Below are 13,567 nucleotides of genomic sequence, written 5' to 3'. Positions count from 1 at the left end.
AACCGGAAACGGCGTCGCCGCGACCGGCTGCACCAAGACAAACAAGACAAGACAAACCGGACTTCGCGACGAACCGGCTTTCCCCGGTCGATCGCCGAGCCATCACCGCCCGAGGGAGGAACAGTAATGAAAGCGCGCAAGAGCATCCTGTCAGCCAGCATCGTCGCGGTCCTGACCTGTATCGGTCCGGGCCTGGCGGCCGCCCAGGACACCCAGGCAGCAACCAGCCCGTCCGCAACGTCGGACGCCACCGAGCTCGACACCGTCGTCGTCACCGGCATCCGGGCGAGTCTGGAAAAATCGCTCGATACCAAGCGGGCCAACGTGACCGTGTCGGAAGCGATCACCGCCGAGGACATCGGCAAGTTCGCCAACACCAACGTCGCCGAAGCGATGTCGCAGATTCCCGGCGTCACCCTCGACCGCCGCTTCGGCCAGGGCGAGCGGGTCAGCATCGACGGCACCGACCCGAGCCTCAACCTGACCTTCCTCGACGGCCATCCGGTCGCGCAGGCGATCTGGCTGTACGGCGAACAGCCGAACCGCGGTTTCGACTACACCCTGCTCGCGCCGGAAATCCTCGGCCGTCTGGAAATCATCAAGTCGTCGGAAGCGCGCATCACCGAAGGCAGCCTCGGCGGCACCGTGCTCATGCACACCCGCCAGCCGCTCGACATGGACGCCAACTCGGTCGCCGGCTCGGTCAGCTATAACTACAGCGACCAGGGCAGCAAGGGCCGCCCCAGCGCTTCGTTGCTGTACAGCTGGAAGAACCCGGAAGAAACCTTCGGCGTCTCGGTCGCCGCGCAGCACTACGAAGAGCAGGTCGATCGCCAGGGCCTGGAAATCTTCGGCTACGCGAAGGCCTCGACCTTCGCCAACGCCGCGCGCGCCGGTCTCGACCCGAACGCGGAAGTGCCGAACTCGATCAACGCCGCCTGGTTCCAGCAGCACCGCAAGCGCGACAGCGCCGTGGTCAACCTGCAGTTCAAGCCGAGCGACGAGTGGGAGTTCAACCTCAGCGGCCTGTACATCAAGGAAAACTTCGACAACTACAACCAGTCGCTGTACAGCTTCCTGACCTGGAACGACGGCACCGTCGCCGCGGTCAACCGCCTCGGCGACGCGAAGAACGGCGTGGTCACCAGCGGCCACTCCAACGCCAACGCCGATGCCACCGGCGGCACGGTGCTGTACGACAACAACGTGCGCGAGTCGGAAGTCGAGACCAAGGGCCTGGACCTGCGCACCGCGTTCGACGGCGAGGGTTGGGGCTTCAAGGGCCAGATCGGCCGCAGCAAGTCCGAGAACAAGCACCTCGCCCAGTACTTCATCGAGCCGGTCTACAACGGCGGCTTCAGCTGGGACATCGACCGCGGCATCACCTTCGACAACCCCGACGCCGCGCGCAATCCGGCCAACTGGGGTCCGTCGGGCGGCCTGGTCAACGGCTGGATGGGCAACAACGGCGTGTTCTCGACCGAGAGCAAGGACACCTACGGACAGGTCGACTTCAACGTCGAGTTCGACAGCGTGTTCAACAACCTCCAGTTCGGCGTGCGTCGCGCCAAGCATGAAGAGTCGTTCGAGCTCAACATCTACGGCCCGGTCAACCGCGGCACCCTGGCGAACGTCGGCACCGTCGGCCTGACCGACATCCGCGGTTTCAGCAACGACCACGGACGCCACATCCAGGTCGGCCGCGGCAACGTGCTCGACTGGGTCAAGGGCAGCCCGCTGAACTTCGCCAACCCCGACCCGGCCGGCTTCCTCAACAACACCTGGGCGCTGGAACAGACCAATACCGCGGCCTATGTGCAGGCCGATTTCGCTAGCGGCGCCTGGCGCGGCAACTTCGGTCTGCGTTACGTCGAATCCAAGACCGACGCCAGCGGCTTCGTCTACGGCGGCGCGCCGACCCTCGACAACCTGGCCAGCAAGTGGAAGACCAAGTCGAAGAAGGAAGACTTCGTGCTGCCGTCGCTGAACGTGGTCTACGACACCGGCAACGACGTGCTGCTGCGCTTCGCCGCGGCCAAGGTGATCGCCTGGGCGCCGTACAACCAGATGGTCAACAACACCTTCCTCAACGACACCACGTATAACGGCAGCGGCGGCAACGCCGACCTGTCGCCGTACGAGTCGACCAACTTCAACCTGTCGGCCGAGTGGTATTTCGCCGAGCAGTCGGTGTTGGCGGCGTCGGTGTTCTACAAGGACATCTCCAACTACATCGACAGCGCGGCCCGGATCGAACGCCAGTACAACTCGATCCGCGACACCAACCGGGTCGTGTTCGACACCACCCTGGTCGGTTTCCACGGCTGCACCAGCGACGGCTATTGCGATTACGACATCCAGCGTCCGCGCAACGCCGGCAAGGGCAAGGTCAAGGGCTTCAACGTCAGCTACCAGCAGCCGTTCGCCGACACCGGCTTCGGCCTGACCGCGAACTACACCTACGCCGACGGCGAGAACAACACCGGCGACCCGCTGCCGTACCAGTCGCGCGACAGCGTCGCGATCAGCCCGTACTACGAGAGCGGCCCGCTGACCGTGCGCCTGTCCTACAACTGGCGCAGCCATTACCTGGCCGGCGGCTACGTGGCCGGCGCGGCGCCGGCGAGCGTGGACGCCTACTCGGAACTCGGCGCCAGCGTGGGTTGGAAGTTCAACGAGAACATGGCCTTGTCGTTCGACGCGATGAACATCCTCGACGAGGAGTACGTGCAGTACTCCGGCAGCAAGAGCAAGCCGGTCGGTACCTACCACAGCGGCCGCCGCTACATGGCCGCGTTCCGGTTCAACTTCTGATCCGCACCGCAACCCGCACGCGCCGGCCGCAAGGCCGGACGCGTGGCAACGCCGCCGGGATCGCTTCGATCCCGCCGGCGCTTCGTACCCGGAGCCCGGCACTCACCCTGCCGGGCTTCGCCGCATTGAGCACCGCACACTGACACCGCCGGCGCGCCTCCACGCACGCCGGCCACGAACGGAGCAGCGCAACGATGAAGACGCGTACCGCCTGGAACCTGGCCCTGGCCAGTGCCGCGGCGATCGGACTGGCCGCCTGCCAGAACACGACCCCGCCGGCCGGCTCCAGCTCGACCGACGCCACCTCCACTGCCGCGAGCGGCGCCGAACCGGCGGTCGCCGCGCACACAACGGCGGTGATTCCGCGGCCGGCGCAGGTCGTCGCCGGCGAAGGGCGGTTCGTGTTCGGGCCGCAGACCCGCCTGGTGGTCGCCGCCGACGATGCCGCCGCGCGGCGCGTCGCCGAGGATTTCGCCGCGCGCGTCCGGCAGCTGCGCGGCTTCGCGCCGAGCATCGACAGCGGCGGCAAGCCCGGCGCCGATGCGATCGTGTTCGCGCTCGACCCCAAGTCCGCCGCCAGCGGCGACGAGGCCTACACCCTGGAGATCGGCCGCGACGGCGTGCGCGTGCAGGCGCGCGCCGCGGCCGGCCTGTTCTACGGCGCGGTCACCCTGTGGCAGCTGGCCACCGCCGACGGCGGCAAGGGCGCGGCGAGCATCGCCGCGCAGCGCATCGACGACGCACCGCGCTTCGTCTGGCGCGGCCTGATGCTCGACGTCGCCCGCCACTTCCGCAGCGTCGACGAGGTCAAGTCGGTGCTCGACCAGATGGCGCTGCACAAGCTCAACACCTTCCACTGGCATCTCACCGACGACCAGGGCTGGCGCGTGGAGATCAAGAAGTACCCGCGCCTGACCGAGGTCGGCGGTTGCCGCATCCTCGCCGGCGCCGCCGGCCGCGATGCCGAGGGCAAACCCAAACCTTATTGCGGCTATTACACCCAGGAACAGATCCGCGACGTCGTGCGCTACGCCGCCGAGCGCCACATCACCGTGGTCCCGGAAATCGAAATGCCCGGCCACGCGCAGGCGGCGATCGCCGCCTATCCCGAACTCGGCGTCGGCGACGTCGTGCGCAACGCGCCGCCGGTGTCGCCGGACTGGGGCGTGCACACCTATCTGTACGGCGTCGACGACGCGACCTTCGGTTTCCTCGAGAACGTGCTCGACGAAGTCGCCGGGCTGTTCCCGTCGCGCTACATCCACATCGGCGGCGACGAGGCGGCCAAGGACCAGTGGATCGCCTCGCCGAGCGTGCAGGCCAAGATCAAGTCGCTCGGGCTCAAGGACGAGATGGCGCTGCAGAGCTGGTTCGTCGGCCGCATCGCCGGCCACCTGCAGAAGCACGACCGCATCCTGCTCGGCTGGGACGAAATCCTCGAAGGCGGCAAGCTGCCGGCGAGCGCGACGGTGATGTCCTGGCGCGGTACCAAGGGCGCGGTCGAAGCCGCGCGCGAAGGCCACGACGTGATCGTCGCGCCGGACCGCCAGCTCTACCTCGACTACGTCCAGAGCGACCGCGACGACGAGCCGAGCGGGCGCTTCCCGATCAGCACCCTGCGCGACTTCTATCAGTTCTCGGTGGTGCCGGCCGAGCTCGACGCAGCCCAGGGCCGGCACGTGCTCGGCGCCCAGGCCAATCTGTGGAGCGAGCATCGCCGTAGCTTCGAGCGCATCCAGACCGCGCTGTACCCGCGCCTGGATGCATTGGCGGAAGTGGTCTGGTCGCCGCAGGCGCGGATCGACTGGAACGACTTCCAACAGCGCCTGGCCGCGCAGATGGCGCGCTACCGCGCCCAGGACGTGAAGGCCTCCGACGTCGCCTACGCGGTCAAGTTCAAGGTCGAGGACGGCGCCGACGGCGCCGCGCCGAGGCTGGCGCTGAGCAACCAGACCGGATTCGGCGAGATCCGCTACCGCACCGACGGCCAGGACCCCGGCGTCGATGCCCCGCTGTACCAGCAGCCGCTCGCCGCGGCCCTGCCGCTGGACGTGGTCGCGACCACCTTCGTCGAGGGCAAGGCGATTTCCGCGCCGCGCCGTTTCAGTGCCCGCGACCTGGCCGACCTGAGCACCCGCACCAGCGCCGGCCTGCGGCCCTGCCGCGAGGGCTACAACCTGCGCCTGGAGGACGATGCGGCGATCGAAGGCAAGGGCGACGGCGCCCGCGCCTCGCTGACCGCCAACCTGATCGACCCGTGCTGGATCTACGAAGGCGCCCGCCTCGACGGGGTCGGCCGGATCGAGGTCCGGGTCGGCCAGGTGCCTTACAACTTCCAGCTCTGGCACGACACCAAGAACATCGTGACCCGCAAGGCCGAGCTCGGCGGCGCCCTGGAAGTGCGCGTCGACGACTGCAAGAGCGCACCGATCGCGCGCCTGCCGCTGGCCGAGGCCAAGCGTTCGGACGGTCTGAGCACGCTGCAGGCCGCCCTGCCCAAGCTCGCCGGCCGCCACGACCTGTGTTTCGTCTTCGCCAGCGGCGGCCACGACCCGCTGTGGGCGCTCGACCGCGTGACCCTGCGCCCCGCCGCCGACTGACCGGCCGGGCCCTGCGCTCCGCCGCGGCGACCGCGGCGGCGCGCGTCCGCCGACCGCTGCTGCCCATCCGTGTCCGCCGGGGATGGCGGACCCGGTCGCAAGCGGGCGATATCGCCCGGTGCTATCACGCTATTCGCCCGCTTGCGTCAAATAAATTATGTGCGCGGATTCATGGATTGTGCATCGCAGCGGTTAGCATGTAGGGGTTCCAGGGGGATCTATAAACATGCCTATTCGCAAGTTGTTGTTGGCTGCGGCGCTCGCCGCCGCCGTGGTATCCGGCTCCGCCGGCGCCCAGGCTCTGTCGAAGCCGGGTGAGTTCTATTTCGACGCCGACGCTCAGACCACCAAGCCGGTGGTCGCGATCAAAGAGACCGGCGACGCCGCCATGGAACGGCTGGCCAAGATCGTCGAGCGCAAGGCGCACGCGCCGAACGAGGCCGCCCAACTCGCCCACCTGGCGATGGAAAGCGGCCGCACCGAGCTGGCGCGCCAGCTGTATGCGCGGGCGTTGCGCGAGATCGACAGCGGCAGCACCTACTGGCGCGCGATCATGTGGAACTACGCCTGGGATCTGTATCACCTCGGCGCCCACGAGGAGGCGTTCAAGTACTGGACGATCCTGCACGGCGCGCGCAACGTCAGCGCCGCATGGATGCCGCCGACCTACGCGGTCGCGCTGTGGTCGCTGGGACGCAAGGACGAGGCGGTGGAGTGGTATGCCGCCGCGGTGCGCAGCGAGCCGGACCTGTGGCGCGACAGCTCGCGTTACGCCGAGTTGTTGCCGGCGTGGCGCGACAGCGACCGCGCCACCCTCGCCCAGGTGCGACAGGCCTGGGCCGAGAACCCGCCGCGCTGGCCGTAAGGCCGCGCAAGACAGCGCCGGGCGCCACGCCCGGCCTGCGCGAAAGCAGCGGCGCGGCGTGATGCCGCGCCGCTTTTTTGTTGCGAAAACCCTCACCGCGACCGTTCGTCGCCGTGGTTTCCGTTCGACTGTGTACACGGCTACAGTCGGCCGTCCGCAGCCGCGCGTTCGCTCGACGACGTCGGTCTGTCGATGCGCCGTCGCAGCCGAGGATCGGATGTCTCTTTCGCTATTGAGCGTGGTGGTGGTCGAAGACCACGGCTTCCAACGCCGCATGGCGCTGCGCCTGTTGTCCGAACTCGGTGTCGTCCGCCTGCACGAGGCCGGCGACGGCGCTTCGGCCCTGCGCCTGTTGCGTTCGCTGTCGCAGGTGCCGGACGTGGTGCTGGTCGACCTGGACATGCCGGGCATGGACGGCATCGAGTTCATCGATCATCTCGCCCGCGAACACCTGGCCCGCGCGATCCTGGTGGTCAGCGCGCTCGACGCGGCCCTGCTCCACACCGTCCAGACCATGGCCCGCGCCTGCGGCCTGCGCGTGCTGGAGGCGGTGCCCAAGCCGCTGACCCGGGCCAAGCTCGCCCAGGCCCTGGCCGGCCTGGAACGGGTGGCCGCCGCGGTCGCCGACGACGACCCCGGCGAGATCGGCCTCGACAGCCTGCGCGCGGCTTTGGCGGCCGGCGAGATCGTGCCCTGGTTCCAACCGCAGGTCGAACTCGGCAACGGCCGCGCGATCGGCGTCGAGGCTTTGGCGCGCTGGCCCCGCAGCGACGGCCGCGTGGTGCTGCCGCAGCATTTCCTGCCGTTGCTGGAAAGCGAAGACCTGGTCGACGAACTCACCGAACAGATGCTCGGCCAGGCCTGCCACTGGAAACGCCAGTGGGACCGCAGCGGGCTGCGCCTGAAGCTGTCGGTCAACGTCTCCGCCTCGACCCTCGACGATGCCGGCGCCGCCGACCGCTATCAGCGCATCGTCCGCGAGGCCGGCGTCGACCCGTCCGAGGTCGTGCTCGAACTCACCGAAAGCTCGCTGATCGCCGATGCTGCGCGCGGGCTCGGCGTGCTTGCGCGCCTGCGCCTGAAGGGCTTCGGCCTGTCGATCGACGACTTCGGCACCGGCTGGTCGTCGCTGTCGCAACTCTCGCAGGTGCCGTTCACCGAATTGAAGATCGACCAGGAATTCATCGCCGGCGCCAGCCAGCAACCGCGCAAGCGCGCGGTGGTCGAGGCCAGCCTGGACCTGGCGCGCAAGCTCGGCCTGGATGCGGTCGCCGAAGGCGTGGAGACCGTCGAAGACTGGCAGATGCTGGCCGAACTGGGCTGCGCGATCGCCCAGGGCCGGCTGATCGGCGATGCGGTGCCGGGCGAAGAGCTGCCGGCCCTGCTCGGCCGCTGGCGCCGGCCCGAACATTGAAGCGCACGGTGTTCGCCTGGCTCGACCGCTTCAGCATCCGTCGCCAACTGTGGGGGTTGTTCGGCCTGTTCCTGCTGACCGGCGCCAGCGTGCTGGTGATCGACGAGATCGAGCAGTACCGCGCGCGCCGCACCCTGCAGACGTTGCAGGACGACGCCCTGCTCGGCCTGCGCCTGATCAAGACCGTGTCCGATGGCTACGGCCTGGATGTGGTCGACACCACCTTCCGGGTGCGCAACTACCTGGTCGACTGGGACGAAGGCCTGCAGCGCGTCGACAACGCGCAACGCCGCGTCGACCAGGCCTGGCCGCGCCTGCAGGCCCTGCCGCATTCGGCCGAGGAACGCGCGCAGTTGTACGCCGCCGCCCAGGCCCGCCGCACCGCCGACGCGGCCGCGGCCGAGCTGCGCGCGATCCTGCGCCACCGCGACATCCGCGCCTTGGGCCAGTTCGCCGACAAACGCCTGTACCCGGCGATCGACCCGCTGACCCAACGCCTGCAGTCGCTGTCCGACCTCAAGCTGGTCCAGGCCGACAGCGTGGTGCGCGCCGACATCGTCCGCAGCGAACGGGTCAGCCTGATCCGCATCGCCTTGTCGCTGTTCGCGCTGCTGACCGCGGCGCTGATCGGCCGGCGCATCCTGCGCAACGCCTCGCGCGGCATCGACCGCCTGACCTGGCTGGCGCGGCGCATGCGCGAGCACGACTACACCGCCGAACCCGGCGAGTTGCCGACCGGCGAACTCGGTGCGGTGATGCAGGCGTTCATCGACATGCGCCGCGACGTGCTCGGCTTCGAGACCGAACTGACCGGTCAGCTGATCCGCAACGAACGCACCCGCGCCGAACTCGAACAACGCGAGCGCTTCCAGCGTTCGCTGTTGGATTCGGCGCAGATCGCCATCCTCGCCGTCGACGGCGACGGCTGCCTGACCCTGGTCAATCCCTTCGCCGAACGCCTGCTCGGGGTCTGCGCGCGGGACGTGATCGGCCACGAGCGCTTGCACACGGTGTTCGAGCCGCGCGCCCTGCAGGCGCTGGCGAGCGAGCTCAGCGCGCAGACCGGGCAGACCGTGCGCGCCGACTGGACCGCCCTGCGCGAACTCGCCCTGGCCCAGGCCGCGCCGCGCGAGACCCGCCTGCGCCATCGCAACGGCACCTGGGTGCCGGCGCTGGTCGCGGTGTCGGCCACCCACGAAGACGAAGACGCGCCGGGCCTGCTGCTGATCGCCGCCGACCTGAGCCCGCTCAAGCGGCTCGAACGCGAGCTGCGCGCCAGCGAAGCGCGCGCCCAGGACGCCAACCGCGCCAAGTCCTCGTTCCTGGCGGCGATGAGCCACGAGATCCGCACCCCGATGATCGGGGTCACCGGCATGATCGAGGTGCTGGCGCATTCGCGTCTGGACGCCGAGCAACGCCGCGCGCTCGACGTGATCGAACAATCGGCGCAATCGCTGCTGCAGATCATCGGCGGCATCCTCGACTTCTCCAAGATCGAAGCCGGGCGCCTGGAGCTCGTCACCGAGGCAGTCGACCTGGCCGCGCTGGTGCGCAGCACGATGGCCGGTTTCGTCGGCGCCGCCGCCAGCCGCGGCGTGACCGTGAGCTGCCGCATCGATCCCGGCATCGCCCCGGCGCATCGCGCCGACGCCCTGCGCCTGCGCCAGATCCTCGGCAACTTCCTCTCCAACGCGGTCAAGTTCACCGAGCGCGGCACCATCCAGGTCGCGCTCGAATATCTCGGTCCGGCCACTGCCGACGACGACGGGCCGCGCGATGCGCTGTGCCTGTGCGTCAGCGACACCGGCATCGGCGTCAGCGCCGAGCAGCAACGGCGTTTGTTCGAGCCTTTCAGCCAGGCCGACAGCGACACCACCCGCCGTTACGGCGGCACCGGCCTGGGCCTGGCGATCTGCCGGCGCCTGGCGGCGTTGATGGGCGGCGAGGTGACGATGGAAAGCGCGCCCGGCGTCGGCACGACCATGCGTTTGCGCGTCGCCCTGGCGCACGCGCCGGCCTCGGAACTGCAGGCGTCGATCGCGAGCGACGCCGACACGGCCGCGCTGGTACCGCGGCCCTTGCCCGACCTCGCCACCGCCGAGCGCGAACGCAGCCTGATCCTGCTGATCGACGATCACCCGACCAACCGGCTGGTGATCGCACGCCAGCTCGCCCTGGCCGGTTATGCCAGCGAAGCCGCCAGCAGCGGCCAGGAAGGCCTGCAGCGCTGGCGCAGCGGGCGCTATGCCCTGTTGTTGTCCGACGTGCACATGCCGGGTCTCGACGGCTACGGCCTGGCCCGCGCGGTGCGCGAAGAAGAAGCGAGCGACGGCCTGTCGCGCACCCCGATCGTCGCCCTGACCGCTTCGGCGTTGAAGGGCGAAGCCGAGGCCTGTCATGCCGCGGGCATGGACGACTACCTGGTCAAGCCGGTCGCGGTCGCGCGCCTGGCCGCCACCTTGCAGCGTTGGCTGCCGCATACCGTGCCGCCGCCGGGCACATCGCCCGCGCTGGCCGGCGACGACCGCGCACGCGTGCTCGATGGCGAGGTACTGCGGCACCTGCTCAGCGACAGCGGCGGCGATGCCGCCGAAGTGCTCGACGATTTCCTCGCCGTCACCCGCCAGGACCTGGCCGAGTTGCAGGCTGCACGCACCCAGGGCGACCTGGACGGCGTGCGCCGCCAGGCCCACCGCATCAAGGGCGCCGCCGCCTTGATCGGCGCCAGCGAACTGGGCGAAGCCGCGCACGCGGTCGAGCAGACCGCGCAGGCGGAAGACTGGGCCTCGTTGCTGGCGGTGCTGAGCGACCTGGAAACCGCATTGGAGCGCTTGCGGCGGCTGCGGTGAGGGCGGTGGTGACAATGAGTCCCGACGCGAGGACGCGAAGAGCAAATCCCCCCTAGCCCCCCTTTTCCAAAGGGGGGAACTGCCGCTGCGGCGGCCATGACGCAGGCAGCGGCAGCGGCAGTGGGCAGTGGCAGTGGCAGTGGCGGCCGCAATGGCGGTGGCAGCCGCAGTGGCGGTGGCAGCCGCAACCGCAACAACGATCGCCTCAAGTCCTTCCGAACGAGCCCGCCGATTCGCCCCCTTTGAAAAAGGGGGCGGCGCCCGGCGCGGAACCGGAAGCCATCGCCTCCGCAGCGCGGGGGATTTGCTGTTGCTGTTGCTGTTGCTGTTGCTGTTGCAGTTGCGGTTGCTGCTTCCGTCGCCCCAGCGCGCGGTTACTTCGCCTGCGCATCCTCGATCGGGATCTGGTGCTCGCGCAACCATTTGATCACCGCTTCGCGTTCGCGACGGGCCTGGCCGGTGAGGACGCTCTCCGGGGTCATGAACATGAAGCGCTGGAAGCTCGCGCCTTGCACGTTGCGGGCGTTCGGGCTCGCGCCGGCCTGCAGCAGTTCCAGGGCATGGCCGAATTCGTTGACCTTGGCGGCCTGGTGCAGCGGGGTGTTGCCCATGCGGTCGGCCAGGTCGGGCTTGGCGCCGGCGGCGAGCAAGGCCTTGAAGTTGTCGGCGCGTTCGCCCATCAGGGCCGCCGCGAGCGGGGTGGCCTGGGTGACGGTGTTCGGGGTGTCGGGGTTCGCGCCGCGATCCAGCAGCACCCGCAGGTAACGCGGGTCGTTGGCCATCGCCGCCAGATGCACCACGGTCATGCCATCGTCGCTGCCGACCGTCGGGTCGGCGCCGACCCCCAGCAGGGCCTCCATGCCGCCGCTGCTGCGGTGATACAGCGCCCACTGCAGCGGCGTGGTGCCCTTGGCGCCGCGCGCGTTCGGGTTGGCGCCGGCCGCGGCGAGCTCGCGCACGCGGGCGGCATTGCCGTCGGCGGCGGCCTCGGCCAGTTCGGCGCTACGCAGGTCGGGGAAGACTTCGCTGGCTTGCATCGATCGGTTTCCCGGGCCTGCACACGCCGTGCAGACCGACAGCATAAGCAGGATGGCGGCGGCCATCACGCGCGAGGCTGCGCCACGCGGGTTCGGATGCGGAAGATTCATGACGAGGCGCCTGCTCTGGAAGACGACCGTAGCCGGATGCATGGATCGTAGCGCAGCCGCGCCGACGGGTAAGCGATGCCGATGCGGTTCGCGCGCGGACGCGGCGACCGAGCCCGCTGCCGCGCGCTCATGCCGTCACCGCGCTCGCATCCGAGTCTCAGTCGAAGGGATTGAGGAAGCTGCCGACGTCGTCGAGGACCTTGACCGTGCCTTCGGCGACATCGCCGGCGAAGTCGAGGGTGGCCTCGGTCGCGGTGCCCAGGCCATCGAACACGATCTCGGTCAGTTCGCCGGCACCTTCGGACACGTCGCCGAGGATCTGCCCGCCGTCCTCGATCCAGCCGCCGAGGGTGTCGCCGGCATCCTTGAGGCCGACGTATTCGCCGAGGTCGCGGATCAGGCCGCCGGCCAGTTCGCCGCTGCCTTCGGCAACGTCGCCGACCAGGTTGAAGCCGCCGCGGCCGACGTCGCCGGCCAGGTTCAGCGTGCCCTCGGCGAGGTCGCCGGTGAGCTTGAAGGTGCCGTCGATGTAGCGGCCGTCGGCGTATTCGTTGTTGATCACGCCGTCGAGGTCGCCGCCGAAGTCGTAGCCGACGTTGAAGGCGTCGACGCCGAGGTCGATCAGTTCCTGGGCGCCGTCGCCGAGCAGGTCGATCGCGGTTTCCGAACCGGTCTCGGCCATGCGGTCGAGGACGCCGAGTTCGTCGCCTTCGATGCTCTCGGTCGGGGTCGGGGTCTGGGTCTTCATCGCCTCGATCACGGTCGCGGCGCCGTGCGCGCTGAGCACGTTCGGCCAGCCCTCGGGATGCTCGAGGTTGAGCTCGTAACCGACCGCATCGGGCGTGCCGTTGAGCACTTCGACGCTCTGCTGCACGCCGGTCAGCGGGTCGCCGTCGACGTTGTAGCGGCGGATCTGCCCGTCCTCGGCCTGCGAACGCGCGTCGTGCGGGCTGAAGCCCAGGTCGCGCAAGGTGTCGTTGCTGAGGCCGGCGGCATTGAAGGTCACCGCGGTGTTGCCGGTGGCCAGCGCCGCGGTCGAGGCCAGGCCGCCGCCGAGCGAGTGACCGGTGAACACGACGTTGTCGCCGAACGCGGCCTCGGCTTCCTTGGCCAGCGCGACCGCCTGCTTGTACTGGCTGGTCTCGAAGCCCAGGCCCTGGCCGACGTCGTTGGCGATGTCGCCGTCGCCGAACGGGCTGAAGCCGTTGGTGCCGGCGAAGGCCACCACGTACTGGCCGTTGTTGTTGGTGTAGACCGCGGCGCGGAAGCTGGTGCCTTCGGTCTCCAGCGAGGCCGGGTCGATGCCGGCCGGCTTGCCGTCGGGCCCCTTGAGGTCGATCAGCTGCTCGGGGGTGAGCCGGGTCCAGCCGGTGGTGCCGGTGCCGTCGGTCTTGTAGACGTCGCTGGACAGCTCGGCCAGCGAAGTGTCGATGGCCTTCTGCGGCTGCTGGCCGTAGAGCTGTTCACTGAAAGGCTCCTGCGCGGTGGTGTCGACCGGCGCATACGGCGAGTACGGCAGCTCGACCGGAGCGCTCGCCAGGGTGACCGGCGGCGCGGTCTCCTGCGGCAGCGGCTGCGACGACGGCTGTGGGTGCAGCAGGTGATCGATCAGATTCGGCAACTGGGCGAAACGGAACGCACTGTCGAACTCTGGAAAGCTCATCGCGGCCACCCCCTGGGTACTTGAACGCAGCGTATGGACGCGGATTGTGCAGAAACAGCTGGTACGTGCCCGAGCTAGGGTTAACCCTAGGGTACTTCGGGACTTGGGACTTGGGACTTGGGACTGGGGACTCGGGACTCGGGACTCGGGACTCGGGACTCGGGACTCGGAGAGCGAAGCAGAAGCAGGAGCGGAAAGCAGCAGCAGGAGCGGA

7 protein-coding genes are annotated in these 13,567 nt (G+C 69.2%); 5 read left to right on the top strand and 2 right to left on the bottom strand.

Annotation, left to right across the window (positions count from 1 at the left end):
- The first annotated feature begins 126 nt into the window (after nucleotides 1-126).
- From ACTOWK_RS16215 to ACTOWK_RS16195, 5 genes are all read left to right on the top strand, one after another.
- Entirely contained in the window at nucleotides 127-2,814 is a 2,688-nt protein-coding gene (locus tag ACTOWK_RS16215; protein ID WP_441331151.1) for a TonB-dependent receptor, read from the top strand.
- A 194-nt stretch (nucleotides 2,815-3,008) separates the two neighbouring features.
- The gene (locus tag ACTOWK_RS16210; protein ID WP_441331150.1) at nucleotides 3,009-5,414 is read left to right on the top strand and encodes a family 20 glycosylhydrolase; all 2,406 of its coding nucleotides are present in this window, start codon (nucleotides 3,009-3,011) and stop codon (nucleotides 5,412-5,414) included.
- Nucleotides 5,415-5,640: 226 nt separating this feature from the next.
- Nucleotides 5,641-6,279 carry a tetratricopeptide repeat protein gene (locus ACTOWK_RS16205; protein ID WP_441331149.1) on the top strand — a complete coding sequence of 213 codons (639 nt, stop codon included), beginning with the start codon at nucleotides 5,641-5,643 and terminating at the stop codon, nucleotides 6,277-6,279.
- A gap of 217 nt (nucleotides 6,280-6,496) precedes the next feature.
- Nucleotides 6,497-7,693: an EAL domain-containing response regulator gene (locus tag ACTOWK_RS16200; protein ID WP_441331148.1), complete on the top strand. Its 1,197-nt coding sequence runs from the start codon at nucleotides 6,497-6,499 to the stop codon at nucleotides 7,691-7,693.
- A gap of 8 nt (nucleotides 7,694-7,701) precedes the next feature.
- On the top strand, nucleotides 7,702-10,542 hold the full coding sequence (locus ACTOWK_RS16195; protein WP_441331147.1) for an ATP-binding protein: 2,841 nt from the start codon (nucleotides 7,702-7,704) through the stop codon (nucleotides 10,540-10,542).
- Nucleotides 10,543-10,916: 374 nt separating this feature from the next.
- Here the strand turns inward: ACTOWK_RS16195 and ACTOWK_RS16190 are convergent, their stop codons facing one another.
- Complete coding sequence (locus tag ACTOWK_RS16190; RefSeq protein WP_441331146.1) at nucleotides 10,917-11,579, bottom strand: ankyrin repeat domain-containing protein; 663 nt, start codon at nucleotides 11,577-11,579, stop codon at nucleotides 10,917-10,919.
- A gap of 268 nt (nucleotides 11,580-11,847) precedes the next feature.
- Nucleotides 11,848-13,353, bottom strand: coding sequence for a hypothetical protein (locus ACTOWK_RS16185; RefSeq protein ID WP_441331145.1), 1,506 nt, complete (start codon nucleotides 13,351-13,353; stop codon nucleotides 11,848-11,850).
- Between the last annotated feature and the right edge of the window lie 214 nt (nucleotides 13,354-13,567).

This window comes from Lysobacter sp. CA196 (genome assembly GCF_052078695.1).
Taxonomy (GTDB): domain Bacteria; phylum Pseudomonadota; class Gammaproteobacteria; order Xanthomonadales; family Xanthomonadaceae; genus Lysobacter.
The sequence above is the reverse complement of the archived record's forward strand: the minus strand, read 5'-3'. Positions and strand labels throughout refer to the sequence as shown.

Excerpts from the sequence above, each read along its gene's own strand:
- ACTOWK_RS16215 (WP_441331151.1), top strand. The coding sequence starts at position 127 with ATGAAAGCGCGCAAGAGCATCCTGTCAGCCAGCATCGTCGCGGTCCTG.
- ACTOWK_RS16210 (WP_441331150.1), top strand. The coding sequence starts at position 3,009 with ATGAAGACGCGTACCGCCTGGAACCTGGCCCTGGCCAGTGCCGCGGCG.
- ACTOWK_RS16205 (WP_441331149.1), top strand. The coding sequence starts at position 5,641 with ATGCCTATTCGCAAGTTGTTGTTGGCTGCGGCGCTCGCCGCCGCCGTG.
- ACTOWK_RS16200 (WP_441331148.1), top strand. The coding sequence starts at position 6,497 with ATGTCTCTTTCGCTATTGAGCGTGGTGGTGGTCGAAGACCACGGCTTC.
- ACTOWK_RS16190 (WP_441331146.1), bottom strand. The coding sequence starts at position 11,579 with ATGCAAGCCAGCGAAGTCTTCCCCGACCTGCGTAGCGCCGAACTGGCC.
- ACTOWK_RS16185 (WP_441331145.1), bottom strand. The coding sequence starts at position 13,353 with ATGAGCTTTCCAGAGTTCGACAGTGCGTTCCGTTTCGCCCAGTTGCCG.